We start from the raw sequence: 24,402 nt of genomic DNA, 5'->3' as shown, positions 1-24,402 counted from the left end.
CGGCGTAATCCTCAGGCCGGTTGGTGAAAACGCAGGAACCGGCTGCCGTCGTGTGGGTCGGTGACAAAACGCGCGTGGACGCCAAATGTCCGGTGCATCAGGTCAGGCGTTAATATGTCGTGGGGACGCCCAAGTGCGATAAGCTGACCGTGGTGCATCACGCCGATCCGGTCACATTGCGTTGCGTGATTTAGATCGTGAAGCGCGACAATGCTGGTGATCTCAAGAGTGTGGACCAACGACAGGATCGACAGTTGATGACGAATATCGAGGTGGTTCGTCGGCTCGTCCAGCAGCAACACTTTGGGGTCTTGCGCAAGCGAGCGGGCGATGTGCACCCGCTGTCGTTCGCCGCCAGACAGCGTGTGCCAATAACGGTCAGCATAAGACGTCATTTCAACGGCGCAGAGCGCGCTTTGAACGCTGGCTGTATCAAATTTTGACCAGCGCCCAATCCCGTTAAGCCACGGCGTTCGGCCCAGTTCGACCGCATCGCGCACAGTGATCCGGTCCGTCGTTTCTGCGTGTTGTTCCACGAATGCGATAGAGCGGGCGATCTCGCGTTGGCCCAGCGTGGAACAACAGACCCCGGCCAGTAAAACCGATCCGGTGTGCGGCTTTTGAATGCCCGCCAGCATCTTGAGAAGCGTAGATTTCCCGGACCCGTTGGCACCAACCAGACCAAGCGTTTCACCGGTGACCACCTCTAGGGTGACGCCGGAAACGATGGATGTGCCGCGCACCGACCATCCAAGATTGTGACAAGACAGACTCATCTTGAATGGTGCCCCCGTATCAAAATAAGCGCAAAGGCAGGCGCGCCGACAAGGGCTGTGATGACCCCGATGGGCAAAACCTGACCCGGAATAAGAACGCGCGACAAGATGTCCGAGGCAATCAAAAAGACCGCTCCGGCCAGGGCGGATGCGGGAACAAGGCGTTCGTGACGCGCCCCCACAACGAGGCGCATGGCATGCGGGATCACCAGCCCGACAAAGCCAATCGATCCGACCATCGACACCATCACGGCCGTCATCAGCGCCGTGATCCCAATCAACAAAACCTGAACCCGCCGCACGGAAATCCCGAGAGAGGCGGCACTGTCCGCCCCAAAGGTGAACGCATCCAAGGCGCGAATATGCCAAACGCAAACGATGACCCCCAACAGCGCCGCCGGTATGGCAAAAACCGCGTCGTCCCACCGGACACCGGATAGGTTGCCAAGCAGCCAGAACATGATCCCGCGCGCCTGTTCTGCATTCGCGGATTTTGCAATCACAAAGGCGGTGAGCGCATTGAACAGCTGCGATCCGGCGATGCCCGCAAGAATAATCACGCCTGCTGCTTGCACCCCCGTTCCGCCCCCAGCCGCACGTGCCAGCACCGCCACAACGACAAAGGCCAAAACTGCGCCCGCAAATGCCCCAACCGCGAGCGACACCGCACCAGCCCCGATGCCGGCGACGGTGACGGCGACAGCTCCGGTTGAGGCCCCGGCGGAAATGCCCAATAAATACGGGTCCGCGAGCGCATTGCGCAGCAGGGCCTGCAACACGACCCCCGACAACGCCAGCCCCGCGCCACAACATGCGGCGACAACGGCTCTGCTGAGACGGTATTCCCAGATGATGCCCTCATCAATGCGCCCCACAGGATAGCCAGCCCCGAAAAGCTTGTTGGCGATCACTTGAAAGACGGTTGCAACCGGTATTCCGGTTTCTCCGATGCAAGCACCCGTGATGATCGAAATCACAAGCACGACAGGTGCAAGCCACCCCAGTCTGACGGGGCGCGGGCGTGTCAGTACTGCGGCATCGGTCAAGACCCGAACTCGAATGTGCTGAGTGCCATCGCCAAGGTTTCCAGACCAAATATCGTGCGCATGGTCGCGCTCATGGCGTGGGCATCCATGACGACGACGCGGCCCTTTCGCACTGCTGTCATCTGGCTGGCAACGGGATCTGTGCGCAGAAATTCAAGTTTCGCCTCAATGTTGTCGGCGGGGTAGCGGCGGCGATCCATCTCGGCAATGACCAGAACTGTCGGGTCGGCGCGGGCGATCGTTTCCCATCCGACAGTCGGCCATTCCTCGTCCGATTGCACGACATTTTCGATGCCAAGCTGGTCCATCATGTACCCCGGCGCGCCCATCCGTCCGGCCATGTAGGGATCAGTCTGAAGATCGGCGGACGAGAACCAAAAGGCGGCTGTTATGTCGTCGGGCAGAGCAAGGTTTTGCGCCATTTCGATTGCGTCCGCCTCACGGGATTTGAGACTTGCGACCAGTTCCAAACCTGCGTCCTGAACGTCATAAATCGCCGACAGTTCTTTGATGCCTTTGTAAATCGAGCTGGGCGTGAATGTGCCCGTGCGCGTGCCGTCACCGCCGGTCGTGTTGTCCTTGGTGTCGCAATCCGCGGGGATCGTGTAGGTCGCGATACCCAGATCGGCGAACATTTCGTGGGTGCCGACGATGCCAGACGGGCCCACATGCCATTCGTACTGGACGGCGACCAAATCAGGATTTTTGCTCACGACGCTCTCGAAACTGGGGTCGTTGTCTGCCAAACGCTCGATCCGGCTGTTTGCGTCGGCGAATTCCGGCAGAACTGCGCTGAACCAGACCGAGGTGGCGACAACCTTGTCCGCAAGACCCAGAGCATAGATGATTTCCGTTGCCGATTGCCCAATGGTGATGGTGCTTTGGGGGGCGCGGTCAATCGTGATGTCGCGCCCGCAATTGGTCAGGGACAACGGGTAATCTGTAGGCTGCGCGGCAGCGCCCGTTGCAAAGGCGTTTACGGTGATGGCGGCGACAAGGGCAAATGCAGTCTGCATGTTGGTTTTCTCCTGAATTGAAAGACTGGGGGATTTGGAATGCGCAAATACGCGACGGGCGCTGCTGAAACGGCTGGTCATTGGACACATTCGTCTTTTGCGTAAATGAGGGCGGCAGGCACTTTTGCCAGTGGTGCGCTGTGTCGTTTTTCGGGGGGCGTTGTGGGGGAAAACCAGCCATCGTTGCGGGCGCGATACTGATCTGCAAACGCCACCAGATCGGACATATCCTGATCCGGGGCAATGTCCCCAAACAGGTAGGTGGCTTTTGCCGTCGCGTGATAGGCAACAGTGCACGGCCGGTCGCAACCTGCCATGCTGGCAACGCCAGATATTTCTAAATCAGCTGCGAACACCCCGCCTGCCGCGTCTAATGCGGCACGCAGGCGTGCGATCAGTTCAAGGCCGGGTTTACAGTCGGTCCCTTTGTGTCGGCACGATGTGCTTACGGAAATTGTGTGTTTTGTTCGGTCCATGCAGCCCTCCGCGGCGCAGCGGGGCTTGGATCGGAACATGTAAGTGCGCAGGCGCGTTGCCTGTAAAAACCATCATGGCCTCCAGTCCGGACACCCCGCCCGGTTCGAGTTTCATTGATGATGGCAGGTCTCCTGACTTGCGGGTCACAGCTTCCCCAATCCTTCCCAGCCTTTTGGCCAGTGGATCGTTCGGGGGCGCTCGCCGCTCACAGTTGCGGGGGCAGTCACGGAGTCGGTGCCAATTGGCTAGACCTCACCGTATTCCCTTTTCATCCCTCCACCCTTTGCGGGTTTTGAGAACCATCTGGGCGATATTTGCGCATAGCGTTCCGTGTCGTCAATCGAAATACAAACCGGAGGCTGATTGTTGCTGTTGGACCGGTGACATTTTGCGAAGGTCGGGTTGGTTTGGCCTACATGAATAAAACTGTCTCATTTTCAGGCAGCGCAGTATAGAAATGATCACAGACCTTTTGAGACACCCAATTTTGCTGAGAAATGAACCGCTTAAATGCTGACCCTCGCATCCCTTCCGCGTGATTTCCACGAAAACCCGTTTCAATATTACGATGCGCTTTTGAAACATGCGCCCGTGCATCCGCAACCGGATGGGTCGTTTATCCTGTCCAAACACAGCGATTTGGAGCGGGTGTATAAGGATACGGCGACGTTTACGTCTGACAAACAGGCAGCATTTGCGCCGAAATTCGGTGTCGGCTCGCCGTTGTTTGAACATCACACGACCAGCCTCGTGTTCAACGATCCGCCGTTGCACAGCCGTGTGCGCCGGATCATGGCGGGGGCGTTGGCACCGCGCGCAATTGCGCGGATGGAATCAGGATTGATCGAAACGGTTGACCACCTGTTGGCCCAAATGCCCCGCACGCCTGATTTGATCGAGGATTTCGCCAGCATCATTCCGATCCAGATCATCGGCAATCTGCTCGACATTCCCATGGAGGAACGCGCACCCTTGCGCGACTGGTCGCTGGCGATTTTGGGCGCGCTGGAACCGGTGCTGACGGATGCGCAACTACAGCGTGGTCACACGGCGGCGAGCGAGTTCAAAACCTACCTTCAGGACCTGATCGCGCGGCGCAAGGCGACCCCAGGTGATCCTGAAACCGACGTGCTGACGCGGTTGATCATCGGCGACACCCAAGGGCAGCTGAGCGAAATCGAGTTGATCCAGAACTGTATTTTCATCCTGAATGCGGGGCACGAAACCACCACCAATCTGATTGGCAACGGGCTGGCGTTGTTGCATGACAATCCCGATCAACGCGCCTTGGCGCTGGGCGATCCGGGCTTGATGGCGGGCGTGGTTGAGGAAGTGTTGCGCATCGCCTCGCCCAACCAGTTCGGCAATCGCGAGACCGCGCGCGAGGTTGAAATCGGCGGTATGACCATCCCGCAAGGCACGAACCTGCACCTGTGTATCGGGGCCGCAAACCGTGATCCTGACGTGTTTGCAGATCCTGCGCATTTCGACATCAGCCGCAAGCCGAACCGTCATCTGGCCTTTGCCGGTGGTCCGCATGTTTGCGTCGGGCTGACGCTGGCCCGCATGGAAGGGCGCGTTGCACTGCACCGGTTTTTGCAAGCCTTTCCCGATTACACAATCACGGGGCGAACGAGTGGTGGGCGCGTTCGGTTTCGCGGGTATTCTGCCATGCGCGCGCACCTTGCCCCCGACCTTTAAAGTTCAGAAAAAGCTAGACTTTTGCCACCATCCTCAGGCACATTGGCCATGTATATAGTGGCATGATCGACAGATGAGGGAAGATATGCGTATCAAAACAGTACTGACAGCCGGTTTCGGCCTGATGATGATGGGCGCAGCACCCGCATTTGCAGAAGCGAAAATCTATCCATATCACGGTGAAAACTTTTGCCCGGCAGGCTACCAGCCAATCACCATTTCCGGTGTTGTGTGCTGCGGTCAACCGAACCAGTCGATCTCGTATCAGCAGGCGAAAATGACGCCGGCACCACGCAAAGTGATCAAACGTCACGTGCACCGCGCCCGTGCGCAGGTCAACTGCACCGTCGGCACCAAAGGCTGCACATTTGACTAAGGTCTAGGCAATATGATGGGGCGGATCGATCTGTCTGCCCTTGCATCAGGCAAAATTAAACCGGCGCTTGGGGATCCCAGCGCCGGTTTTTAAATTTTGTGGATTGTCTCGGTGATCAGAGCAGTTGCAGCTCGCCTGCCATTTGACGCCCGTCGCGTCCTTCGCTTAGGTCATAGCTGACTTTTTGGTTGTCCGTCAGTCCGGTCAGTCCCGAGCGTTCCACAGCAGAAATATGCACAAACACGTCGCTGCCCCCGTCATCGGGCGCGATAAAGCCAAAACCTTTTGTGGTGTTGAACCATTTTACTGTACCGTTAGGCATATCCGGTGCCTCCTTTTAATTTGTAACCAAACCAGTGCTGCCAAAAGCGCTGGCGTCTTTGACTGGACACAACGCATCTGATTTGATGTGAGACGCCCAATACGTGCACAACAACATTGATCAGTCGGACAAAAAATCAAGAAAATTGGCGCGAAAAACTTAACGACGTTGGGTTAAAACGATGAATACGCAAGGAAAAATGATGAAGATTTATGGCCTGAAAAACTGTGATACCTGCCGTAAGGCGTTGAAAGCACTGGCGGGTTTCGAACTGGTTGATGCCCGGGCTGACGGGGTGCCCCAAGAGGTGCTGAATGCCGCCTATGCGCAGTTTGATGCCCAATTGTTGAACACACGATCGACCACGTGGCGGGGCCTCAGCGAGGCTGAGCGCGCAGGTGCGCCTCTGGATTTGATCGCGCAGCACCCTGCGTTGATGAAGCGGCCGCTGATTGTAAAAGATGATCAGATGTATCTGGGGTGGACCAAAGACACGCAAGCCGCCTTGGGGGTCTAGACGGGTTTCATCGGGGCCAAGGCGCGGTCAAACGACAGTGGTCCGGCCCCTTTGATCACCAGGATCAGCAACAGCAAAATCCAGAACGCGCGTTGATCTAAAATCAGCGCGCCGGACGTGCGGTCAAACCACGTGCCGATGTCTTTGGCCGCCACCCCGTGTCCCAAAACATCGACCACCGACTGCACGGCGATAAATCCGATCATGCCAAGTGCCGACAGGCGCGTCAGCACGCCCAAAACAATAAACAACGGCAAAATGAATTCGGCCCACGTGCCAACCAGCGCGATCATCCGATGTCCGATCGACAGCTGGGCCGTGTCATAGCCCAACGCCTCGACCGCTTTGGGGAACATCTGGATGTAGGCGCTGTCGGACAGGAAAAAGATGCCGGTCCACCCTTCGCCCAATTTGGTCAGGCCCGAAATCCAGAAATACATCAACAAAGTCGCCGCAAAGACCAAACGCGCAAGGGTCGGCAGCAGCCAGTCGGCCCGTTCAATCCGCGCGAAAAAAGCGTTGTGAAGATGGGTCATTCCTGTGATCCTTTGGTCAGCGCGTTGTTGGTCAGCAGCAGCGTTAACAGCGGCGTCAGATCAAACGTGGCGTCGGTTTGCAGGGCCTGCGCGTGTGCTGTGCCCAGCGTGTCGCCCTGTCTGACACTGACGATCCATTCGTACTGCGCGGGCGTCAATGGGTGCGGTTGTGGGTCAAATTCGGCGCGCGTGATCAGAACCGGTTGCGGGACAGCCTGCGGGGCAGGTGCATCCGGTTCGGTGTTAAATCGCCACAGATCAAACAGCGGCCAAACGGAGTGGATCAGCGCGGTTGCTGGTGCAAACGTCAACGTGGTTAGCGCAAGTTCCGCGTCATCAATTGCGAATGTGCTTGGGTCAATCGGGTCTGCATCTGCTGCGTGATAACTGTCGCGCAGGGCGATTTCCAACTGTGCGACATCTGCCAGATATCCGATGTGCTCCAACGGTGCAAAGCCGGCCAACAGGGTGGGCATCTGATCGCCGTACTGCATCATCAACGGCGACTGCGGCGGGTGTTGGTGTAAATAAATGTCAGCCAAGGATCCAAAGATCTGTTCGCCCAACAGCTTGACCAGAATAGGAAAATTGCGGGCCAATGCATCTTGCAAGGACGTGACGACGTTGTTGCGATAGACGTCGTAGCGTGATCCTGCGGGGTTGCCTGCACTGTCCTGCAATCCGCGGGGGGCATCACGGGCCGCATCGAACAAGGCCTCGCGGAACTGGGTTTGGACCTTCATTTTGTCGCGGCCTGATCAAGGGCCAAGGCTGCCACATCCGCCTGCGCGCGCAGCACATTCCAATCAGGCACATCGTTGTCCCATTCAACCAGCAGCGGTTTTGGTCCGGTTTTTTGCAGCGTATAAGCCAGTAAATCCCAGACCTCGGTCGAGGGCGCAGCACCGTGGCTGTCGATCAACAAAGGCGCGCCGTGGTCGTCTTGGTCTAGCGCGTGACCACCGACGTGCATTTCCCCGACGGCCGCGAGCGGGTATGCATCAATGTAGCTGTGGGGCGTGTAGCCAAGGTTTGTCGCCGAAATGAACACGTTGTTCACATCCAGCAGCAGCCCGCATTCCGTGCGCTTCACCAGTTCCGCCAGAAAATCGGTTTCGTTGTAGGTCGAGCTGTCAAACGCGAGATAACTGGACGGGTTTTCCAGCAGCATCTGACGGCCCAGCAAATTTTGAACGTGATCGATGTGATCCGCGACGGTTTGCAACGTGGCGGCGGTGTAGGGCAGGGGCAGCAGGTCGTTCAAAAAGGTGCCGCCATGGGTGGACCACGCCAAATGTTCGGAAAAGCTGGCGGGTTTGACCCAATCGATCAAGTGTTTCAGGCGCGCCAAATGGGTGGGGTCCAGCGGCCCGGCGCCGCCAATCGACAGGCCAACACCGTGAACCGAAATGGTAAATTTCTCTGCCAAAGCACGCAGTTGCGCGATGGGACGTCCGCCTTGACCCATGTAGTTTTCCGCATGGATTTCGACCCATTTGACAGGGCCGGGGGCGTCCAGAATATCTGTGAAATGCTGCGGTTTATAGCCGACGCCAACAGCGTCGGGTAAAGGATCACAGAGGGGCGAAAATTCTCGCATGCCTGCCTTTACGCTGGCAAATCGCGGGTCTGAGGCTGCAACGACCCTGTGCGCTTTGCACCGTTTGCCATGTCGGGCAAATCAATGCTGGTGCAGGTGCCCGCATCGACCAACGTCCACGCGTTGCCTTGATAATCGACCGAAGATGAGCCCGCGCATGTGGTGCCTGCACCCGCCGCGCAGTCGTTTTGACCCGCCAGTGACACGCCGTAGCATTTTTCTTTTGTTGCGGCATAGGCGGCCGTAGATTGGGCGGCGACAAGTGCTGTCAAAGCCCCGGCTACAGCACCGGCGATCGCGATGGATTTTGCGTTGGATGTGTTCGAATGAGACATGAGCATGTTCCTTTTACAACTGGCGTCGTCGCTGTTTGTGCATTCAAATTACCCGCTGACTGACACAGTACCAGTCACGAGCCTGTGTGTCACATGCGCGTTACGCGATGTGTGAATTGACGTGAAAATGTCCCGTCAAAGGCCGGTTTTGTTTCAACCGGACCGCCCGCGCGATCCGGCTTTGTAATACTTTCAACGCAAATCGGGTGGTGTTGCGTCGACTTTTAGGCCTGCGATCACGTCGTCCAACCCTTGGACCGAGGTTTGCTTTTCACCCAAGCGGCGCACGGTGAGCGTGCGTTCTTCGACTTCGCGCGCACCGACGGCCAAGATCACCGGCACTTTGCCAACTGAATGTTCGCGGACCTTGTAGTTGATTTTTTCGTTGCGAATGTCGGCCTCGGCGCGCACGCCTGCGGCGTTCAGGGCGGCGACCACCTCGTGTACGTAATCGTCCGCGTCCGAGATGATCGAGGCGACAACAACTTGGCGCGGTGCCAGCCAAAACGGCAATTTACCTGCCGAGTTTTCGATCAAGATACCGATGAAACGCTCGAACGAGCCAAGGCAGGCGCGGTGCAGCATGTAGGGGCGATGCTTTGCTCCGTCTTCGGCCACGTAGGTTGCATCCAAGCGTTCCGGCAAGTTGGGGTCAACTTGGAACGTGCCGCATTGCCATTCGCGGCCAATTGCGTCGGTCAGTTTAAAGTCAAGCTTTGGTCCGTAAAACGCACCTTCGCCTTCGTCCAAAGTATAGGGGTGACCCGCAACTTTGATCGCATTTTCGAGCGCGTTTTCGACGTGGTCCCAGCTTTCTTCGGAGCCAACACGCTTTTCAGGGCGGGTTGCGAACATGATTTCAAAGTTATCAAACCCGAGATCTTTGTAGACCGAAGACAGGTAGGTGATGAACGCTGCACATTCTGCCTCGATCTGGTCCTCGCGGCAAAAAATGTGGCCGTCGTCTTGGGTAAATCCACGTACACGCATGATGCCGTGCAGGGCACCTGACGGTTCATAGCGGCTGCACGATCCGAATTCGGCCATGCGCAAGGGCAGGTCGCGATAGGATTTCATACCTTGGTTAAAGATTTGAACGTGGCAGGGGCAGTTCATCGGTTTTAGCGCGTTGATGGCTTTTTCGCGTGCGTGTTCCTCGTCCACTTCGACGATGAACATGTGTTCTTGGTATTTGTCCCAGTGGCCGGACGCTTCCCAAAGTTTGCGATCTACCACCTGCGGTGTGTTCACCTCGACATAGCCCGCCGCACGTTGTTTGCGGCGCATGTAATCCTGAAGTTCGGTGTAGATCGACCAGCCGTTCGGGTGCCAAAAGATTTGGCCCGGGGCCTCTTCTTGCATGTGGAACAGGTCCATCTCGCGGCCCAGTTTACGGTGGTCGCGTTTGGCCGCTTCCTCCAGCATGTTCAGGTGGGCCTTTAGCTTTTCCTTGCCGGTAAAGGCGACGCCGTAGATGCGTTGCAGCATCGCGCGGTCACTGTCGCCGCGCCAGTAGGCACCCGCGATGGACATCAATTTGAACGAGTCACCGGGCACTTGGCCGGTGTGTTGCAGGTGCGGGCCGCGGCACAGATCTTGCCAGTCGCCATGCCAATACATGCGCAGGGGTTCATCGCCCGGAATGCTCTCGATCAGCTCGACTTTGTACGGCTCGCCATTGGCCTTGTAATGGGCAATCGCGCGGGCGCGGTCCCAAATTTCGGTGCGCACGGGTTCGCGTTTGTTGATGATCTCGCGCATCTTTTTCTCGATGACGCTCAGGTCTTCGGGGGTGAAAGATTCTTTGCGATCAAAGTCATAGTACCAGCCGTCTTTGATGACAGGTCCGATTGTGACGCGTGTATCCGGCCAGATTTCTTGGACCGCGCGGGCCATGATGTGGGCCAGATCGTGACGCACCAGTTCATTGGCCTGTTCGTCGTCGGCCATGGTGTGCAACGCGATCGATGCGTCGCCGTCAATGGGCCACTGCATGTCCCAGTGTTCGCCGTTGACTGTGGCGCTGATCGCCTTTTTGGCGAGCGATTTTGAAATGCTTTCGGCGACCTGCGCGGCGGTTACGCCTGCGTCGTATTCACGTGCATTGCCGTCGGGAAAAGTAAGGGAGACTGATGCCATCTGGGCACTCCTCGTCAGTTTGGCGCCTACGAAACGCCCGGTTGCGGGTTAATGTGTTCGCGCCTTATCTGGCAAGTCGGCGCGAATCCGTCAAGAGCCAGTTAGGGCTTTGGGTGGAAAGCGTGCGGACAGTATCAAATTGGCCAGTGCCAGTGATGCGCACAGTGCGGCGGCGATGCCCAAACCTGCGATGCCGAAGTATGCGATCACGATGGACCCGATCGCTGATCCGATGGCCGCGCCAATGTAGATGCAGGCGGCGGTCAGGGCCAAAACCACCGGCGCTTTGGGTCCTGCCAAGCCGATTAGCCGCATTTGTTGTCCGGCCATGAACGACCAGCCGGCGATGGACCACGCGATGGACAGAACGAAAAAGCCCGGCATGGCGATAGGCAGAAAGGAATAAATCGGCATCAGCAGCATTTGTGCGCAACACAGGATGATCAGGGTTTTGTACCAACCAAGGCGGTCTGCCATGATCCCGCCGATGATGTTGCCTGCCACAGCTCCGACGCCGGACAGGACCAGAATAAACGTGATGCCGTCACGCCCCATGCCCATCATTTGGCTCAGCATCGGGGTGAAATAAGTGTAGAGAACGTAGATCGCGCCGAGGAACACGCCAGTGAAACTGATGGCGAGCATCATGCGCCCGTTGGTCAGGATGCTGCGCAAATCATCCATGCTGACGGGTTGAAATTTGAGCCCAGCAGGGACGAAGGTCCAGATCAGGAAAATGCAGGGCAGGTTCAGGATCACGACGCCCCAGAACGCCCACCGCCAGCCGAATGTGTAGGCAACCCAACTGCCTGCGGGTACGCCAAGGACTTGGGCCAACGTGAACCCGAACATTGCGGCGGCGAGAACGCGGGCGCGCTGGTCTTCGGGGAATAATCCGGCGACAACGGCGGCCCCCACGGGCGTGAACATGCCAGCCCCTGCGGCGGCTAACACGCGCGCGGCCGCCAGCATCGTCAGCGAGGTCGCCATGGCCGACAGGATCGCCGAGCACAAAAACACTGTCAGGCCGAACGCCATCACGCGGCGCCGCCCGATGTGTCCGGTGACAGAAACCAGAACAGGCGACAGCACAGCGTAGGCCAGCGCGTAAACCGTCATCAAAATGCCCGCGCGCTCAGGGGCGACGTTTAGCGAGGCCCCCAAGGGTTCCAGTACGCCGATGATCACAAACGCACCAACCCCGATCAGAAAGTTGCAGGTCGAAATGACCGGAAGGATTAGCTTGGGGGGACTGCTCATGTTTGTGACTATGATCCGGGGGCGCGTAAGATCAAGAATAGCGTAACGTCGCATGGGGCACGGCGCGCGACCCGAAAGGCAACAAATATTCACATGGGTGAAAAGCGACAAAATGTCCGCAATATGCGACAGATTGGGCTGGATTTCCCCCTGCCAGCTGTGCGAAACTTTGGAAAAGAAACTCCACCCGAAAGAGGATCTCATGCCAGGTTACAACACACAGTTTGAACTTTCTGTCGAAGACCTTGATCTGATCGAGACTGCGCTGATGCGCAACAAGTTGGCGTTGACGCAAGACAGCCTCAAGAAACGGCCAAACACCGCGCCCGAAGGCGACGATGTGCGTCAAATTCACGAATTGCTGGGCCGCCTGCACAATCAAAAAGCATTCTACCGCCCACGCGCTGGTGCCTACATCAGCGGCTAAGTTTGCGTTTGCGGATTGCGCGCTAGGGCCCGTCCCGCCATTGTGCTCGGAAACGACGCAAGGGGGCGACATGGCCGACGTTCAAAACGACGCGCACTATCTGGACACACCGCAAGGGCGGCGCATCGCGTATAAACGTAGCGTCGGGCAGGGTCCGTGGATCGTGTTTCTAAGCGGATTAAAATCCGACATGGAAGGCACCAAAGCGGTGCATCTTGAGGCCGTCGCACAGGCGCGCGGCCAGTCGTTTCTGCGGTTTGATTATTCCGGTCACGGCCTTAGCTCTGGCAGCTTTGAACAAGGGTGTATCGGCGATTGGGCCGAAGATACCGCAGCGGCGATTGACGCATTAACCGATGGCCCTGTGGTGCTAGTTGGATCATCGATGGGCGGATGGCAATCGTTGCTGTTCGCCCGCGATCACCCTGAACGGATGGCAGGTTTGGTGACCATCGCCGCGGCCCCCGATTTCACCGAAGACGGCTATTGGGCCTCGTTTAGTGAGACGCAAAAAGCGACGCTGGATCGCGACGGGCAAATCGAAATGCCGTCCGACTACATGGACCCCTACATTATCACCAAACGGATGGTCGAGGACGGGCGTAACCAGTTGGTTTTGCGTACACCTTTGGACCTGCCGTTTCCTGTGCGTATGCTGCAAGGCACTGCCGATACGGCCGTTTCGACGGACCGCGCCACGACCTTGCTGGACCACGCGAGTAGCCCCGACATGCGCCTGACATTGGTCAAAGACGCTGACCACCGATTTTCCGACGGCCCATGTTTGGGTCTGATCGAAACCGCAATCCAAGAGGTCATGGACGCATGAGAACACTTGGCAAATGGATCGGGCGGATCCTGTTGATCCTTGTTGTTCTGGGTGCCGGTCTTTGGCAATTTGGCCCGTATGAACAGGTCAACACGGACACCGATTTTGATGAAAGCCAGCTGACAGGCGGCGTTCAGGCGTTCTTTGATGCCTCCGAAGCGGCGTTTGATGACATCCGCCCTGACAGCCACAAACGGGTGATTTGGGCAGGTGGGGTCGAGGTGAAAACGCCGCTGTCAGTCGTTTATTTCCATGGGTTTTCCGCCAGCTCCGAAGAAATCAGACCGGTGCCAGACAACGTCGCTGCAGCCCTTGGGGCAAATCTGGTTTACACCCGCTTTCAGGGTCACGGACGTGACAGCGACGCGATGGCACAAGCGAGTGCGAGCCAATGGATGACGGACGCGGTTGAGGCCTTGGCCGTGGCGCGCGCTGTTGGTGAACAGGTGATCATCCTGACCACATCTACGGGCGGCACGATTGCGGCCCTCGCGTTGCACGAACCCACGCTGCAACAGGACGTGGCAGGCGTGGTTTTTGTCTCGCCAAACTTTGCGATAAACAATCCCGCAGCGGGCCTTTTGACCATGCCGGCGGTGCGGTACTGGGGCCCACTGGTCGCCGGCGAAATCCGCAGTTTCGAGCCACTGAACGCCGGTCAAGCTGCGCATTGGACGACCTCGTACCGGACGATTGCAACATTGCCGATGGCTGCCGCGGTTAAGGCCGCCGTGGCGCTGGATTATTCCGAAGTGCGCATTCCCGCCCTGTTTCACTACGCTGAAAACGATCGCGTGGTTGTGTCCGAAGTGACGGATCGCATCGCTGCAAATTGGGGTGGGGCTGTCACAACTGTGCGGCCGGATTTGGGCGACGGCGACGATCCGTTTTTCCACGTCATCGCGGGTGACATCATGTCCCCGGGGCAAACTGCGCGCTCTTCTGCGGCGATCATTGACTGGGCGAAAGGACTGTAGCCATGCAACAACGGGTCAGCTTGATCACTTTGGGCGTGCGCGATATCGCAGCACTTGCCGCCTTTTACGAAGCCTTGGGCTGGACACGCGTCGAGAGCCCGGATGGCGTCGTTGCTTTTGATTTAATTGGACAAACACTGGGGTTGTACCCGCTAGATGCACTGGCCAAAGATATCGGATTGTCCGTCGATGACTTGGGGAACGGGCGCATGACCTTGGGCCACAACGTCGAAACCAAGGACCAGGTTGCAGAGCTTTTGGCCGCAGCCGAAACCGCAGGCGCACAGGTTTTGAAACCTGCACAAGATGTGTTCTGGGGCGGGCATCACGGTTATTTTGCCGACCCCGAGGGGCACATTTGGGAAATTGCGCACAACCCGTTTAGCCCGCTTGGACCGCAGGGCGAATTCCAGTGGAACGGTGCCGCCTGATGCGCCAGCCGCGCAGCATGTGGAGCCTTGAAACCTTTGGGCGTCAACGCTTGTCCAAACATTTTTACATGCGCGATTTCATGTATTCCGAGATCAACGGTTTTCACGGCGTGCCGAATATTCCGACCGATCCCGATGTGACGCTAGAACATGGCCGCGCGTTTTGCACGACGCTGCTGGACCCGCTTGAAGAGACCTTTGGACGGATCGCTGTGCGCTCGGGGTATCGGTCGCCCGAGTTGAACAAATACGGCAATGACAACAAGCTGAACTGCGCGGCGAATGATAATCCGCTCGAATGTCACATCTGGGATTGGCATCAGGGCGAGGCTGCAATTGCGGGCGCATCCATCGTGATCCCGTGGTTTGCTGATCAATACGACGCAGGGCGCGATTGGCAGGATCTGGCGTGGTGGATGCACGATCATCTGGAATATTCCGACATCTGGTTTTTCCCGAAATTGGCCGCGTTTAACCTGGTGTGGCGGGCGACGCCCTTGCGCACGATTTCCAGCTATATCGCCCCGCGCGGAATGCTGTTGAAGGCCGGACAACAGCCACATGAGACGCTCACGCAACGCCAAAGCCGTTACGACGATTTTCCTACCTTTCGGGGAATTCGTTATCCCTGAGGTGGTTAACGACAAAAGCATCTATGTCGGGCCCCAAGATGTCGTTTTCACGTTGACCTAACTACACTAAATAAGGGACATTCCCCAACAAAATGCATCTGGGGGATGACTGATGAAACGATTCTTGACTGCGGCAACGTTGATGCTGTCGGCGTTTGCGGCACCGGTGGCCGCGCAAAGCTGCGGCGGCGTTTACACAGTGCAACGCGGCGATAGCCTGTCGTTGATCGCGGACCGTCAGTATCAAAATGTCGGCCGCTGGTCTGCCATCCACACCAACAACATCAGCGCGATTGGCGAAAATCCGAATTCCATCAGCGTCGGAATGAAGCTGAATTTGGGCTGCATCGATGGCCTGCCGACAGGGCTGTCTGGCGGGGCCACCGCAACTGTTACCGCAGCAAAACCAATCGCAAGACCGGCGGCAAAAGCTGCGGCGATCGGTGCTTTGCCTTTGATCAAAGCGGTGACAGCGGATGATTTCAAACCTTTTACGCACCGCGGCCTGCTGAACGACGGCTTGATGGCGGATGTGTTTCAAGCGGCATTGACGTCGTCCGTATCGGCAGAAGGGTTTGATACGTTTTGGGTCAATGACTGGAGCGCGCATCTGGATCCGATGATGTCGTCGCACATCATGGATCTCGCGTTCCCTTGGGCAAAACCGGATTGCAACAGCAACCCGGAGCACGAGCGATGTGTGAATTTCCACTTCTCGGATCCGATGTTTGAATATCTGGTTCTGATGTTTGTGGACAAAAACCGGCCGATCCCGTTCTCGAAAAACTCCGACATCGATGGGCGCACGCTGTGTCGGCCCAAAGGCTATACAACCCACATGCTGGACAGCGACGGGCGCAACTGGGTGAAAGGCAACAAGATTACGCTGGTGCAACCCGTCGCCGTGTCTGCCTGTTTCGAAATGTTGCAGCAGGGCAAAGTTGACGCTGTTGTTTTGAATGAATTCACCGGGCGCACCGCGATCAAAGAAATGGGTCTGAAGGATCAGATCATCGCCGTGCAAGCGCGGCCGATTTCGATCACGGGCCTGCATGTGCTGATCCACAAATCCAACCCGAACGCGGATGCGCTGTTGGCGACCGTGAACTCTGGTCTGCAACAGATCAAGGACACCGGCCAGTATCAGCAAATCGTAGACACACACATGTCGACAATCTGGGCCAGCTTTTAGGCTAAACCTCTTGGCCAAAGGAGCCGTCACGATGATACGACATTTGATCCTAGCCGCAGGCACGGCGTTTGCGATGTCTGGTGCCGCGCAGGCCTGCCAACCAAGCTATACCGTCAAAGATGGCGACACGTTGTTTTCGATTGCCGAGGCCCAGATTGGCGATTTGACCAAGTGGTCGCTGATTTTTTACAACAACCCCGACTTGCAGGGCGGCAGCTTGCTAGAGGTTCCAGTCGGCACGGTTTTGGACATTCCATGCCCCGAAGGCAGTGTGCAAAAAGCGCCTGATCCCACGCCTTTGCAGCAAGCCGACGCAGAGCTGACCTTGGTCACAGCGTCGAACTACGCGCCGTTCACGGATTGGAACTGGCCCGGGCACGGCATGGTGACGGAACTGGTGAACGCAGCGCTTGAGGAAAGCCCGTCGCCAATTCCATACGCAATCGTATGGGAAGACAACTGGTCCAAACACCTCAGCCCGATGCTGGACGAAAAGCAGGTCGACATGGGGTTTCCGTGGTTTCGCCCGGATTGCGAAAACAATCCGCAACATTCGCGGTGTGTGAATTTTCATTTCTCGGACCCGCTGGTTGATCTGGTCATTTTGCTGTTTGCACGCACCGACGGGTCGATGCGTTTCGAGGCCGACAGCGATGTGATCGGCAAGACTTTGTGCCGCCCTGCGGGATATTTCACCCATGATTTGGACACGCCGGATCGCAACTGGTTGTCCCAAGACTTGATCACGCTGGTGCAGCCGGACACGCCTGACGACTGTTTTAACATGCTCGCGACAGGGCAGGTTGATGCGGTTGCGGTGAATGAATTTTTAGGCGTCGAAAAGATGTTTGAGTTGGGCTTGTCTGAGCAGATCGCGCCTTTGCAACGGCCTTTGTCGATCCAAGGCATGCATGTGATCATTTCCAAAAAGCACTGGCGCGGGACCACACATTTGTACCGCCTGAACGCCGGGCTTGCGACGCTCAAGCAATCAGATCGTTATAACGAAATCGTGAGCCGGCATTTGGCGCATTTCTGGTCCAAAGTTAAGGGCTGAAAACTGCCGGGCATCGCTTGCTCATTTGGCAAGATCGCGCCATGGTGCAGCACCGAAGGCATTGCAAAAGTTGGGCATCTGACGTGATTTCAAAGACAGAGGCGCAGACCGAAAACACAGCGCAGGTGCATTGTGCCTGAGCCTATCGTCTTTTTGCCAGGCATGATGTGCGATGCGCGCCTTTTTGGACCGCAAATAGCTGAATTGTCAGCAGAATTTAGCGTCACAGTTGCACCCGTCACCCAAGGCGAACGGATCGAAGAGATCGCATCGGGACTGCTGGATCAACTGCCAGCACGCTTTGCTTTAGCGGGTCTTAGCATGGGCGGGATCGTCGCGATGGAACTGCTGCGCCGCGCGCCAGACAGGATCACACGGCTGGCCTTGATGGACACCAATCCGCTGGCCGAAACCCCGCAGGTTGCAGCGGCGCGTGAACCGCAAATTATTGGCGCGCGCACGGGCCGCCTGTTCGAAGTGATGCGCGACGAAATGAAGCCGAATTATCTGGCACCGGGATCACACCGTGGCGCTGTATTAGAACTGGTGATGGACATGGCCGAAGCGCTGGGACCAGACGTGTTCGTACGCCAATCACGTGCACTACAACGTCGCCGTGATCAACAAGGCACGTTGCGTAAATGCAAGGTGCCGACGTTGGTTTTATGCGGCGCGCATGATGCGCTTTGCCCGATCAAACGCCATACATTCATGGCTGAACTGATCCCGTATGCGCAACTGAAGGTTATTGAAACGGCAGGGCATCTGCCGACACTAGAAGCACCGGAAGAAACCACCTTGGCGCTGCGCGATTGGCTTAAAAAGCCGATGATTTTGCAATAACGCTGGTTGGTAACGGTGGATCAAGATCCACCTTACGAGTCTAGATCGTTCCCGCTGAACATTCCTGAAACTGTCGACCCACCCCACCCACATGTGTGGTAAGGTGGATCTTGATCCACCCTATGCGGCGGCGTTTTTGTTCGCAGGTTTTTTCGATTTTGGTGCAACTGGATGGCTGTTGGCCGTGATGAAATCCAATACCAGAGGTCGGATATTGTTGCGCCAGGCTTTGCCTGCAAAGATGCCGTAGTGACCCGCTGCAGGTGCGACGTAGCTCGCCTTTTTGGACTCGTCCAAACCGGTGCATAGATCAAGTGCTGCGATGCATTGGCCCGGGGCCGAGATATCGTCCGCTTCACCTTCGACTGTTTTTACAGCGACGGTTGTGATCTTACCGATGTCGACCTGTTTGCCAGCGACGACAAATTGGTTTTTGGCGATCTCACCATTTTTAAAAATGCGGTCGACTGTGGACAGGTAGAATTCCGCGGTCATGTCCATCACTGCCAAATATTCGTCGTAGAACTTGTTATGCTTGTCGTGATCCGAGCTTTCGCCTTGCGCGGCGCGCTGGATTTGGTCGGTGAACGCTTTTTGATGCTTTTCGCCATTCATCGAAATGAACGAGGCCAATTGCAGCAGGCCCGGGTAAACTTTGCGTCCAACACCTTTGTATTTGAAGCCGACGCGTTGGATCATCGTTTCCTCAAGTTGGCCCATCGTCATGCGGTGGCCAAAATCGGTGACATCCGTCGGATTGGCATCAGGGTCAATCGGGCCACCGATCAACGTCAGAGACCGCGGCTGCGCGGCGGGGTCTTCTTCGGCCAGATAGGCGGTTGCGGCCAAGGTCAGCGGGGCAGGTTGGCACACGGCAATTACGTGGGTGTCAGGCCCCAGGTGGCGCATGTATTCGACCAAACGCAGGGTGTAATCTTCGACGTCGAATTTGCCTTCGCTGACGGGAATGTCGCGGGCGTTGTGCCAATCGGTCACAAACAATTCGGTGTCCGGCAGCAGCGAATGCACGGTTGAACGCAAAAGCGTCGCGTAGTGGCCCGACATCGGGGCGACCAGCAAAACGCGTGGTTTCTTTGATGTGCGTGCTGCCACTTTGAAATGGATCAGGTCGCCAAACGCGCCTTCCAGCTCTTTTTCGACGGTGATAATGCGGTCTTTTCCAGACGCGCCGACGATTGTTGGAATGTTCCAATCAGGTTTGACCGACATGCGTTGGAATGTACGTTCCGTCACTTCGCCCCATGCCCGTAACATATCCAGCGCGGGGTTGGGCATAAACGAAAAGGCAGGGTATGATCCCAGAGCGAGAGCCGACGCGCCCAGCCACTGATTCGTGTTTCTGAACGTTTCCATCAGATCGTAAGTGGCCATGTACCGCATGCGGAACTCCTAAAATACTGCCCGGTGGGTGCGACTTAGCGTCGTTTTGCCCATTTTAGTCCGGTAACAAGATGCTGCAGTCGCGCAAAAATGCTGCAGCTGCAAACAAACGATACGAGGGAATTATTAATATGACAACCAAAGACACCGATAATTCGGAGATCTCTGGCGCAAACCTCGAGAAACTTAATGAAAATCTACGTAAAGTAGAGGAATTATCCGAGCGGCTGAGCCGCGTTATGTCGAATCGAACGACCCACCAATCCAGTTTGGATGGACCGGATCAAGCGTTGTTCAGTCAGGCAACCACAGCATATTGGGCTGAGGCGATGCAAAATCCTGCCAAAGTGATCGAACATCAGCTGGATTTCTGGTCGAAATCGGTCACTCATTTTGTCGAGGCGCAACAAGCGTTGTCGCACGGGAAATTGCAGGCCCCCGCCGATCCGGGCCCCAAAGATCGCCGTTTTGCCAATCCGATGTGGGACACGAACCCGTATTTCAACTTTATCAAACAGCAATATCAACTGAATTCCGCTGCGCTGCAGCAGGCCGTCGAAGATGTGTCGGACATGGAGCCGCTGGAAAAGCAGCGCCTGACCTATTTCAGCAGCCAGATCATCGACATGATGAGCCCGACAAACTTTTTGGCGACCAATCCGGATGCTTTAGAAAAGGCCGTCGCCACCGAAGGCCAAAGCCTTATCGACGGTTTGGAAAACCTGATCTCTGATCTTGAGGCCAACAACGGCGAGTTGGTTGTGAAACTGGCCGACGATTCCGCGTTTGAAATCGGCCGTAACATCGCGACCACACCGGGCAAGGTCGTGTTTCGCAACAAGATGATGGAGCTGATCCAGTACGAGCCAACCACCGAAACCGTGCACGCAACGCCGCTGATCATCTTTCCGCCTTGGATCAACAAATACTACATCCTTGATCTCAAAGAGCAGAATTCGATGGTCAAATGGCTGACCGATCAGGGCTACACGCTGTTCATTGTCTCGTGGATCAACCCCGATGCATCCTACCGCGACATCGGAATGGAAGACTATATTACAGACGGCTATTTGACCGCGTTCGAAGAGGTCAAAACGATCACAGATCAAAAACAGGTCAACGTCGTTGGCTACTGTATTGCCGGCACCACGTTGTCGTTAACCTTGTCGCTGATGAAGCAACGCGGCGATACATCCGTAAAATCAGCCACGTTCTTTACCGCGCTCACGGATTTTGGCGATCAGGGCGAATTCACCCCGTTCTTGCAAAACGACTTTATCGACGGGATCGAAGCCGAGATCGCGGACAAAGGCATTTTGCCTTCCGTCGTGATGGCGCGCACGTTCTCGTTTTTGCGCAGCAATGATCTGGTCTACACGCCGGCAATCAAAAGCTACATGCTGGGCGAAACACCACCTGCGTTTGACCTGCTGTATTGGAACGGGGATGGGGCGAATTTGCCCGGCAAAATGGCGATACAATATCTGCGCGGGCTGTGCCAACGTAATGAACTTGCCACCGTCGGCTTTGACCTGTCGGGGCATCATTTGGTGCTGGACGAGGTCGACGTACCGATCTGCGCGATTGCCTGCGAAACCGATCACATCGCCCCGTGGAAAGACAGCTATCGCGGCGTTCAAAAGATGGGATCAGCGGACAAGACATTTATCATGACGCAGTCCGGCCATATCGCCGGCATCGTCAATCCGCCCAGCAAAAAGAAATACGGCCACTATACCAACAAGGATCTGACCCTTGATCATGCCGACTGGCTAGAGGGTGCAAAATTCCACGAGGGGTCGTGGTGGCCGCGCTGGGACAAATGGCTGTCTAAGCAGTCTGGCAAGCAGGTCAACGCCCGTATTCCGGGTGATTCTAGCCACCCTGTGTTGTGTGATGCCCCCGGTACTTACGTCGTGGTCAAGTCAAGCGATTGTAAATAAACGATATTAAAATATGCTGCGGTGCAGCAAAAATCCTTGCAATGCTGCGCTGCGGCATCTATATAGTTTGCAGACGCAGCAAGAAACGGTTCCTCCCAGCCGCGCTGCATAGAAAATAGAACAAGGATTAGACCAATGACAAATACACCAGATTTCACAGCGATGTTCAAAGACGTTATGGGTTCTTTCCCGGTCGACACATCCGCAATGGACGGCGCGTTCAAATCCACAACAGCTTTGAACGAAAAACTGTCTTCAGTTGCTTTGACAGCCGCTGAAAAATCCGCAGCGGTTTCCAGCAAATGGACACAAGACACATTGGCAAAATTGGCCGACATGTCCAAAGCCAAAGCTGAGCCAGCAGACTACGCAAAAGCAATGACAGATTTCGCATCCGCCTCTGCCGAAGTTGCTGCAGAAAACATGGCGACATTCGCTGAAATCGCGAAAAAAGTTCAAATGGACACAGTTGAATTGTTCATGGCCGCTGGCAAAGACATGTCAGAAGAAGCCCAAACAGCCGTGAACAAAGCGACAAAAGACGTAACTGCTGCTGCGAAAAAAGCTGCTGCAAAGTAAGCCCTTAAGTTAAGTAATCAGTGCGTGCGCTTTTTGGCGCGCCAACTCAGGCGGGTTCCTAACGGGGCCCGCCTTTTTGCCGTTAAGATCACCAGCCAACAACGTAAAGTGAGGAATCGCAGGGCATCTGCGCAATATCCTTTCTTTCCGGCCCGTTTTTGCCTAAGCTGCAACGCAGCACTGCGTGTAATTATCGCAGCATGGGGGAGAATTCACGTGGCCAACACAGCATCACCATTGTTGATCAAACGGTACGCCAGCCGCAGGCTCTATAACACAGAGACCAGCGACTACGTGACGCTCGAAGATATTGCCGGTTTCATCCGCGATGGCCGCGAGGTTCAGATCATTGATCTGAAGTCTGGCGATGACCTGACCCGCCAGTATCTCCTTCAAATCATTGCAGAACACGAAAGCCGAGGCGAAAGCGTTTTGCCTGTGGACGTGCTGAATGATCTTGTGCGCAGCTACATGTCGCCGGGCGTTTCTGTGGTGCCAGAATTCCTGAAGGCGTCGTTTGATATGCTGCGCGATGGTCAAAGCAAAGTGATCGGCAATCTGAGCACGATGAACCCGATGTCAAAGATGCCGGGCTTTGAGGCAATGCAAGCGCAGCAAGAAGCGTTCATGAAAGCAATGACCGGCGGTATGGGCGCAGGCTGGACTGCCCCTGAAAAAGACGCGCCAGCTGCGGCACCGACGGCTGAAACCAACGAAGATCTGGATGCGATCAAACAGCAGTTGGCCGATCTTCAGGAAAAGCTGTCGAAACTAAGCTAAGATATCGGCGCGAAGCCTTAGGTCCCGTAGCGCGGGTTCGGGGCAATGGCGTCAATCGCAGTTAACAAAACGTCGACAATTGCGTCCAATTCCGGCTGCTTTAACCGCACAGGCAAACGCACATCACAGGCCCGCATTAACATCGCGCGGGTTTGCGGCAGTTCGGGCAGGTTGGGAATGAACTGCCAATTCCAAAAGGCGCGGGCATTGTCTGCGTTCATCCCGAACACCTGAACTTTGACGCCAGCCGCGTCCGCCGCGGCGGCAAAGTTGCGGACCTGTTCGTCGGACAAGCCTTGCAGGTTGAATTGGATGGAATCCGGTGCGCGATCTTCGCCGCTCAACGGTTCTGGCACGGCCATGTACATCGACGCGTTCAGACGTGCGGCCACGTAATCATGATTGGTACGACCGTCACTGACCCGTTTGGCCAAGTGCGGCAATTGCGGTCGGATGACAGCGGCCGACAGGTTCGACATCCGCAAATTATACAGCGGCAGTTGGTTCTGCCATTTGGAAAATGCGCCTTGCAAGACCGGATGTTTTTTCCAATTGTGCTCGTACGCGCCGGACATAATGATCGCTTGGGCCACCAAATCGGGGTCATCTGTGATCAAAATCCCGCCTTCACCGGCGTTGATCATCTTGTAGGATTGAAACGAGAAACACCCCATCGCCCCGATGGTTCCGATGTTGCGCCCGTGCCATGTGGTGCCCAGCGAATGGGCCGCGTCTTCGATCATCGGAATGCCTGCGTCGCCGCACATTTGCGCAATCGCATCCATGTCGGACGTGTGCCCGCGCATGTGGCTGATGATAACGGCCTGAACGGTTGGCAACTTGGCAGCAAAGTCTTTGAGATCAACGCGGTAGTTGTCGCCAACTTCGCACAGGACTGGCAGGCAATCTGCGTGGATGACTGCCGATGGGACAGCTGCAAAGGTGAATCCGGGGATCAAAACCCGCGCATCACGCGGCAGGCGCAACGCTTTGAGCGACAGGAACAACGCCGCCGAGCAAGAGGATACGGCCAGCGCATATTTCGCGCCCAACATGCCGGCAAATTCGGCCTCAAGCAGGGCAACAGGCGAATTTTCGGCGGCAGTGTAGCGAAACAAATCACCCGACTGCATCAAACGATCAATCTCGGCGCGGGCGGCCTTTGGGATAGGCTCTGCGTCGTGCATATTTGGCAAGGACATATTTCGCT

General features: G+C 56.3%; 27 protein-coding genes and 1 riboswitch. Of the genes, 14 read left to right on the top strand and 13 right to left on the bottom strand.

The genetic code is table 11. The annotated features are described in order from the left end of the window. Positions 1–11: 11 nt before the first annotated feature. The 4 genes from ACFIO0_RS11700 to ACFIO0_RS11685 form a co-directional block, all read right to left on the bottom strand. Positions 12–776 (bottom strand): ATP-binding cassette domain-containing protein, encoded by a 765-nt coding sequence (locus ACFIO0_RS11700; RefSeq protein ID WP_390910572.1) that lies wholly within the window; start codon positions 774–776, stop codon positions 12–14. Then, the gene (locus ACFIO0_RS11695) at positions 773–1,822 is read right to left on the bottom strand and encodes an iron chelate uptake ABC transporter family permease subunit (protein ID WP_390910571.1); all 1,050 of its coding nucleotides are present in this window, start codon (positions 1,820–1,822) and stop codon (positions 773–775) included. Before ACFIO0_RS11695 ends, ACFIO0_RS11700 begins: the two co-directional genes overlap by 4 nt. Further along, positions 1,819–2,838 (bottom strand): ABC transporter substrate-binding protein, encoded by a 1,020-nt coding sequence (locus ACFIO0_RS11690; protein ID WP_390910570.1) that lies wholly within the window; start codon positions 2,836–2,838, stop codon positions 1,819–1,821. The genes ACFIO0_RS11695 and ACFIO0_RS11690 overlap by 4 nt, the downstream gene beginning before the upstream one ends. Positions 2,839–2,915: 77 nt before the next feature. Beyond that, positions 2,916–3,314, bottom strand: coding sequence for a DUF1636 family protein (locus tag ACFIO0_RS11685; protein ID WP_390910569.1), 399 nt, complete (start codon positions 3,312–3,314; stop codon positions 2,916–2,918). Between the two features lie 104 nt (positions 3,315–3,418). Then, a riboswitch (cobalamin riboswitch) is annotated at positions 3,419–3,634 on the bottom strand. Positions 3,635–3,825: 191 nt separating this feature from the next. On the opposite strand from ACFIO0_RS11685, the gene ACFIO0_RS11680 reads away from it, so the two are divergent. Together ACFIO0_RS11680 and ACFIO0_RS11675 are read left to right on the top strand one after the other, a co-directional pair. Beyond that, positions 3,826–5,016 carry a cytochrome P450 gene (locus ACFIO0_RS11680; protein ID WP_390910568.1) on the top strand — a complete coding sequence of 397 codons (1,191 nt, stop codon included), beginning with the start codon at positions 3,826–3,828 and terminating at the stop codon, positions 5,014–5,016. 85 nt (positions 5,017–5,101) lie between these two features. Continuing rightward, on the top strand, positions 5,102–5,392 hold the full coding sequence (locus ACFIO0_RS11675; protein ID WP_390910567.1) for a hypothetical protein: 291 nt from the start codon (positions 5,102–5,104) through the stop codon (positions 5,390–5,392). A 115-nt stretch (positions 5,393–5,507) separates the two neighbouring features. Here the strand turns inward: ACFIO0_RS11675 and ACFIO0_RS11670 are convergent, their stop codons facing one another. Next, the gene (locus ACFIO0_RS11670; RefSeq protein ID WP_390910566.1) at positions 5,508–5,714 is read right to left on the bottom strand and encodes a cold shock domain-containing protein; all 207 of its coding nucleotides are present in this window, start codon (positions 5,712–5,714) and stop codon (positions 5,508–5,510) included. Positions 5,715–5,916: 202 nt separating this feature from the next. Between ACFIO0_RS11670 and ACFIO0_RS11665 the strand changes: the two genes are divergently transcribed. Next, positions 5,917–6,231: an ArsC/Spx/MgsR family protein gene (locus tag ACFIO0_RS11665; RefSeq protein ID WP_390915332.1), complete on the top strand. Its 315-nt coding sequence runs from the start codon at positions 5,917–5,919 to the stop codon at positions 6,229–6,231. On the opposite strand, the gene ACFIO0_RS11660 is transcribed toward ACFIO0_RS11665, so the two are convergent. From ACFIO0_RS11660 to ACFIO0_RS11635, 6 genes are all read right to left on the bottom strand, one after another. After that, positions 6,228–6,767 carry a DoxX family membrane protein gene (locus ACFIO0_RS11660; protein WP_390910565.1) on the bottom strand — a complete coding sequence of 180 codons (540 nt, stop codon included), beginning with the start codon at positions 6,765–6,767 and terminating at the stop codon, positions 6,228–6,230. The genes ACFIO0_RS11665 and ACFIO0_RS11660 overlap by 4 nt on opposite strands. After that, positions 6,764–7,510 carry a putative DNA-binding domain-containing protein gene (locus ACFIO0_RS11655; protein ID WP_390910564.1) on the bottom strand — a complete coding sequence of 249 codons (747 nt, stop codon included), beginning with the start codon at positions 7,508–7,510 and terminating at the stop codon, positions 6,764–6,766. Before ACFIO0_RS11655 ends, ACFIO0_RS11660 begins: the two co-directional genes overlap by 4 nt. After that, positions 7,507–8,367, bottom strand: a complete 861-nt coding sequence (locus ACFIO0_RS11650; protein ID WP_390910563.1) for a DUF692 family multinuclear iron-containing protein — start codon at positions 8,365–8,367, stop codon at positions 7,507–7,509. The genes ACFIO0_RS11655 and ACFIO0_RS11650 overlap by 4 nt, the downstream gene beginning before the upstream one ends. Positions 8,368–8,375: 8 nt before the next feature. After that, positions 8,376–8,702: a DUF2282 domain-containing protein gene (locus ACFIO0_RS11645; RefSeq protein WP_390910562.1), complete on the bottom strand. Its 327-nt coding sequence runs from the start codon at positions 8,700–8,702 to the stop codon at positions 8,376–8,378. Positions 8,703–8,894: 192 nt separating this feature from the next. Then, entirely contained in the window at positions 8,895–10,841 is a 1,947-nt protein-coding gene (thrS, locus tag ACFIO0_RS11640; protein WP_390910561.1) for a threonine--tRNA ligase, read from the bottom strand. A 90-nt stretch (positions 10,842–10,931) separates the two neighbouring features. Next, the gene (locus ACFIO0_RS11635) at positions 10,932–12,101 is read right to left on the bottom strand and encodes an MFS transporter (RefSeq protein ID WP_390910560.1); all 1,170 of its coding nucleotides are present in this window, start codon (positions 12,099–12,101) and stop codon (positions 10,932–10,934) included. A gap of 202 nt (positions 12,102–12,303) precedes the next feature. On the opposite strand from ACFIO0_RS11635, the gene ACFIO0_RS11630 reads away from it, so the two are divergent. The 8 genes from ACFIO0_RS11630 (at position 12,304) to ACFIO0_RS11595 (ending at position 18,489) form a co-directional block, all read left to right on the top strand. Continuing rightward, on the top strand, positions 12,304–12,528 hold the full coding sequence (locus ACFIO0_RS11630) for a hypothetical protein (protein WP_390910559.1): 225 nt from the start codon (positions 12,304–12,306) through the stop codon (positions 12,526–12,528). Positions 12,529–12,598: 70 nt separating this feature from the next. After that, positions 12,599–13,357: an alpha/beta fold hydrolase gene (locus tag ACFIO0_RS11625; RefSeq protein WP_390910558.1), complete on the top strand. Its 759-nt coding sequence runs from the start codon at positions 12,599–12,601 to the stop codon at positions 13,355–13,357. Further along, positions 13,354–14,334 carry an alpha/beta fold hydrolase gene (locus tag ACFIO0_RS11620; RefSeq protein ID WP_390910557.1) on the top strand — a complete coding sequence of 327 codons (981 nt, stop codon included), beginning with the start codon at positions 13,354–13,356 and terminating at the stop codon, positions 14,332–14,334. Before ACFIO0_RS11625 ends, ACFIO0_RS11620 begins: the two co-directional genes overlap by 4 nt. Before the next feature lie 2 nt (positions 14,335–14,336). Continuing rightward, entirely contained in the window at positions 14,337–14,765 is a 429-nt protein-coding gene (locus ACFIO0_RS11615) for a VOC family protein (RefSeq protein ID WP_390910556.1), read from the top strand. A 17-nt stretch (positions 14,766–14,782) separates the two neighbouring features. Continuing rightward, positions 14,783–15,397 (top strand): hypothetical protein, encoded by a 615-nt coding sequence (locus tag ACFIO0_RS11610; RefSeq protein ID WP_390915331.1) that lies wholly within the window; start codon positions 14,783–14,785, stop codon positions 15,395–15,397. Positions 15,398–15,509: 112 nt separating this feature from the next. Then, on the top strand, positions 15,510–16,589 hold the full coding sequence (locus ACFIO0_RS11605; RefSeq protein WP_390910555.1) for a peptidoglycan-binding protein LysM: 1,080 nt from the start codon (positions 15,510–15,512) through the stop codon (positions 16,587–16,589). Between the two features lie 31 nt (positions 16,590–16,620). Then, positions 16,621–17,646, top strand: coding sequence for a LysM peptidoglycan-binding domain-containing protein (locus ACFIO0_RS11600; protein ID WP_390910554.1), 1,026 nt, complete (start codon positions 16,621–16,623; stop codon positions 17,644–17,646). A 162-nt stretch (positions 17,647–17,808) separates the two neighbouring features. Beyond that, complete coding sequence (locus ACFIO0_RS11595; RefSeq protein ID WP_390915330.1) at positions 17,809–18,489, top strand: alpha/beta fold hydrolase; 681 nt, start codon at positions 17,809–17,811, stop codon at positions 18,487–18,489. A gap of 120 nt (positions 18,490–18,609) precedes the next feature. Here the strand turns inward: ACFIO0_RS11595 and phaZ are convergent, their stop codons facing one another. Then, on the bottom strand, positions 18,610–19,890 hold the full coding sequence (gene phaZ / locus ACFIO0_RS11590) for a polyhydroxyalkanoate depolymerase (RefSeq protein WP_390910553.1): 1,281 nt from the start codon (positions 19,888–19,890) through the stop codon (positions 18,610–18,612). Between the two features lie 131 nt (positions 19,891–20,021). Here phaZ and ACFIO0_RS11585 point away from each other — a divergent pair, with 131 nt between their 5' ends. From ACFIO0_RS11585 to phaR, 3 genes are all read left to right on the top strand, one after another. Beyond that, the gene (locus ACFIO0_RS11585; protein WP_390910552.1) at positions 20,022–21,833 is read left to right on the top strand and encodes a class I poly(R)-hydroxyalkanoic acid synthase; all 1,812 of its coding nucleotides are present in this window, start codon (positions 20,022–20,024) and stop codon (positions 21,831–21,833) included. Between the two features lie 135 nt (positions 21,834–21,968). After that, positions 21,969–22,412 (top strand): phasin, PhaP, encoded by a 444-nt coding sequence (locus ACFIO0_RS11580; RefSeq protein ID WP_390910551.1) that lies wholly within the window; start codon positions 21,969–21,971, stop codon positions 22,410–22,412. Between the two features lie 216 nt (positions 22,413–22,628). Further along, positions 22,629–23,192 carry a polyhydroxyalkanoate synthesis repressor PhaR gene (gene phaR / locus ACFIO0_RS11575; RefSeq protein WP_390910550.1) on the top strand — a complete coding sequence of 188 codons (564 nt, stop codon included), beginning with the start codon at positions 22,629–22,631 and terminating at the stop codon, positions 23,190–23,192. A 17-nt stretch (positions 23,193–23,209) separates the two neighbouring features. Here phaR and ACFIO0_RS11570 read toward each other — a convergent pair whose 3' ends face one another. Continuing rightward, positions 23,210–24,394: a DegT/DnrJ/EryC1/StrS family aminotransferase gene (locus ACFIO0_RS11570; protein WP_390910549.1), complete on the bottom strand. Its 1,185-nt coding sequence runs from the start codon at positions 24,392–24,394 to the stop codon at positions 23,210–23,212. Between the last annotated feature and the right edge of the window lie 8 nt (positions 24,395–24,402).

It is taken from the genome of Pseudosulfitobacter sp. SM2401 (assembly GCF_042932805.1).
Lineage (GTDB): Bacteria > Pseudomonadota > Alphaproteobacteria > Rhodobacterales > Rhodobacteraceae > Ascidiaceihabitans.
The sequence above is the reverse complement of the archived record's forward strand: the minus strand, read 5'-3'. Positions and strand labels throughout refer to the sequence as shown.

What these genes read in the sequence shown, in the direction of transcription:
- ACFIO0_RS11700 (WP_390910572.1), bottom strand. Translation starts at nt 776, where the DNA reads ATGAGTCTGTCTTGTCACAATCTTGGATGGTCGGTGCGCGGCACATCC.
- ACFIO0_RS11690 (WP_390910570.1), bottom strand. Translation starts at nt 2,838, where the DNA reads ATGCAGACTGCATTTGCCCTTGTCGCCGCCATCACCGTAAACGCCTTT.
- ACFIO0_RS11685 (WP_390910569.1), bottom strand. Translation starts at nt 3,314, where the DNA reads ATGGACCGAACAAAACACACAATTTCCGTAAGCACATCGTGCCGACAC.
- ACFIO0_RS11680 (WP_390910568.1), top strand. Translation starts at nt 3,826, where the DNA reads ATGCTGACCCTCGCATCCCTTCCGCGTGATTTCCACGAAAACCCGTTT.
- ACFIO0_RS11675 (WP_390910567.1), top strand. Translation starts at nt 5,102, where the DNA reads ATGCGTATCAAAACAGTACTGACAGCCGGTTTCGGCCTGATGATGATG.
- ACFIO0_RS11670 (WP_390910566.1), bottom strand. Translation starts at nt 5,714, where the DNA reads ATGCCTAACGGTACAGTAAAATGGTTCAACACCACAAAAGGTTTTGGC.
- ACFIO0_RS11665 (WP_390915332.1), top strand. Translation starts at nt 5,917, where the DNA reads ATGAAGATTTATGGCCTGAAAAACTGTGATACCTGCCGTAAGGCGTTG.
- ACFIO0_RS11660 (WP_390910565.1), bottom strand. Translation starts at nt 6,767, where the DNA reads ATGACCCATCTTCACAACGCTTTTTTCGCGCGGATTGAACGGGCCGAC.
- ACFIO0_RS11655 (WP_390910564.1), bottom strand. Translation starts at nt 7,510, where the DNA reads ATGAAGGTCCAAACCCAGTTCCGCGAGGCCTTGTTCGATGCGGCCCGT.
- ACFIO0_RS11650 (WP_390910563.1), bottom strand. Translation starts at nt 8,367, where the DNA reads ATGCGAGAATTTTCGCCCCTCTGTGATCCTTTACCCGACGCTGTTGGC.
- ACFIO0_RS11645 (WP_390910562.1), bottom strand. Translation starts at nt 8,702, where the DNA reads ATGTCTCATTCGAACACATCCAACGCAAAATCCATCGCGATCGCCGGT.
- thrS (WP_390910561.1), bottom strand. Translation starts at nt 10,841, where the DNA reads ATGGCATCAGTCTCCCTTACTTTTCCCGACGGCAATGCACGTGAATAC.
- ACFIO0_RS11635 (WP_390910560.1), bottom strand. Translation starts at nt 12,101, where the DNA reads ATGAGCAGTCCCCCCAAGCTAATCCTTCCGGTCATTTCGACCTGCAAC.
- ACFIO0_RS11630 (WP_390910559.1), top strand. Translation starts at nt 12,304, where the DNA reads ATGCCAGGTTACAACACACAGTTTGAACTTTCTGTCGAAGACCTTGAT.
- ACFIO0_RS11625 (WP_390910558.1), top strand. Translation starts at nt 12,599, where the DNA reads ATGGCCGACGTTCAAAACGACGCGCACTATCTGGACACACCGCAAGGG.
- ACFIO0_RS11620 (WP_390910557.1), top strand. Translation starts at nt 13,354, where the DNA reads ATGAGAACACTTGGCAAATGGATCGGGCGGATCCTGTTGATCCTTGTT.
- ACFIO0_RS11615 (WP_390910556.1), top strand. Translation starts at nt 14,337, where the DNA reads ATGCAACAACGGGTCAGCTTGATCACTTTGGGCGTGCGCGATATCGCA.
- ACFIO0_RS11610 (WP_390915331.1), top strand. Translation starts at nt 14,783, where the DNA reads ATGTGGAGCCTTGAAACCTTTGGGCGTCAACGCTTGTCCAAACATTTT.
- ACFIO0_RS11605 (WP_390910555.1), top strand. Translation starts at nt 15,510, where the DNA reads ATGAAACGATTCTTGACTGCGGCAACGTTGATGCTGTCGGCGTTTGCG.
- ACFIO0_RS11600 (WP_390910554.1), top strand. Translation starts at nt 16,621, where the DNA reads ATGATACGACATTTGATCCTAGCCGCAGGCACGGCGTTTGCGATGTCT.
- ACFIO0_RS11595 (WP_390915330.1), top strand. Translation starts at nt 17,809, where the DNA reads ATGATGTGCGATGCGCGCCTTTTTGGACCGCAAATAGCTGAATTGTCA.
- phaZ (WP_390910553.1), bottom strand. Translation starts at nt 19,890, where the DNA reads ATGCGGTACATGGCCACTTACGATCTGATGGAAACGTTCAGAAACACG.
- ACFIO0_RS11585 (WP_390910552.1), top strand. Translation starts at nt 20,022, where the DNA reads ATGACAACCAAAGACACCGATAATTCGGAGATCTCTGGCGCAAACCTC.
- ACFIO0_RS11580 (WP_390910551.1), top strand. Translation starts at nt 21,969, where the DNA reads ATGACAAATACACCAGATTTCACAGCGATGTTCAAAGACGTTATGGGT.
- ACFIO0_RS11570 (WP_390910549.1), bottom strand. Translation starts at nt 24,394, where the DNA reads ATGTCCTTGCCAAATATGCACGACGCAGAGCCTATCCCAAAGGCCGCC.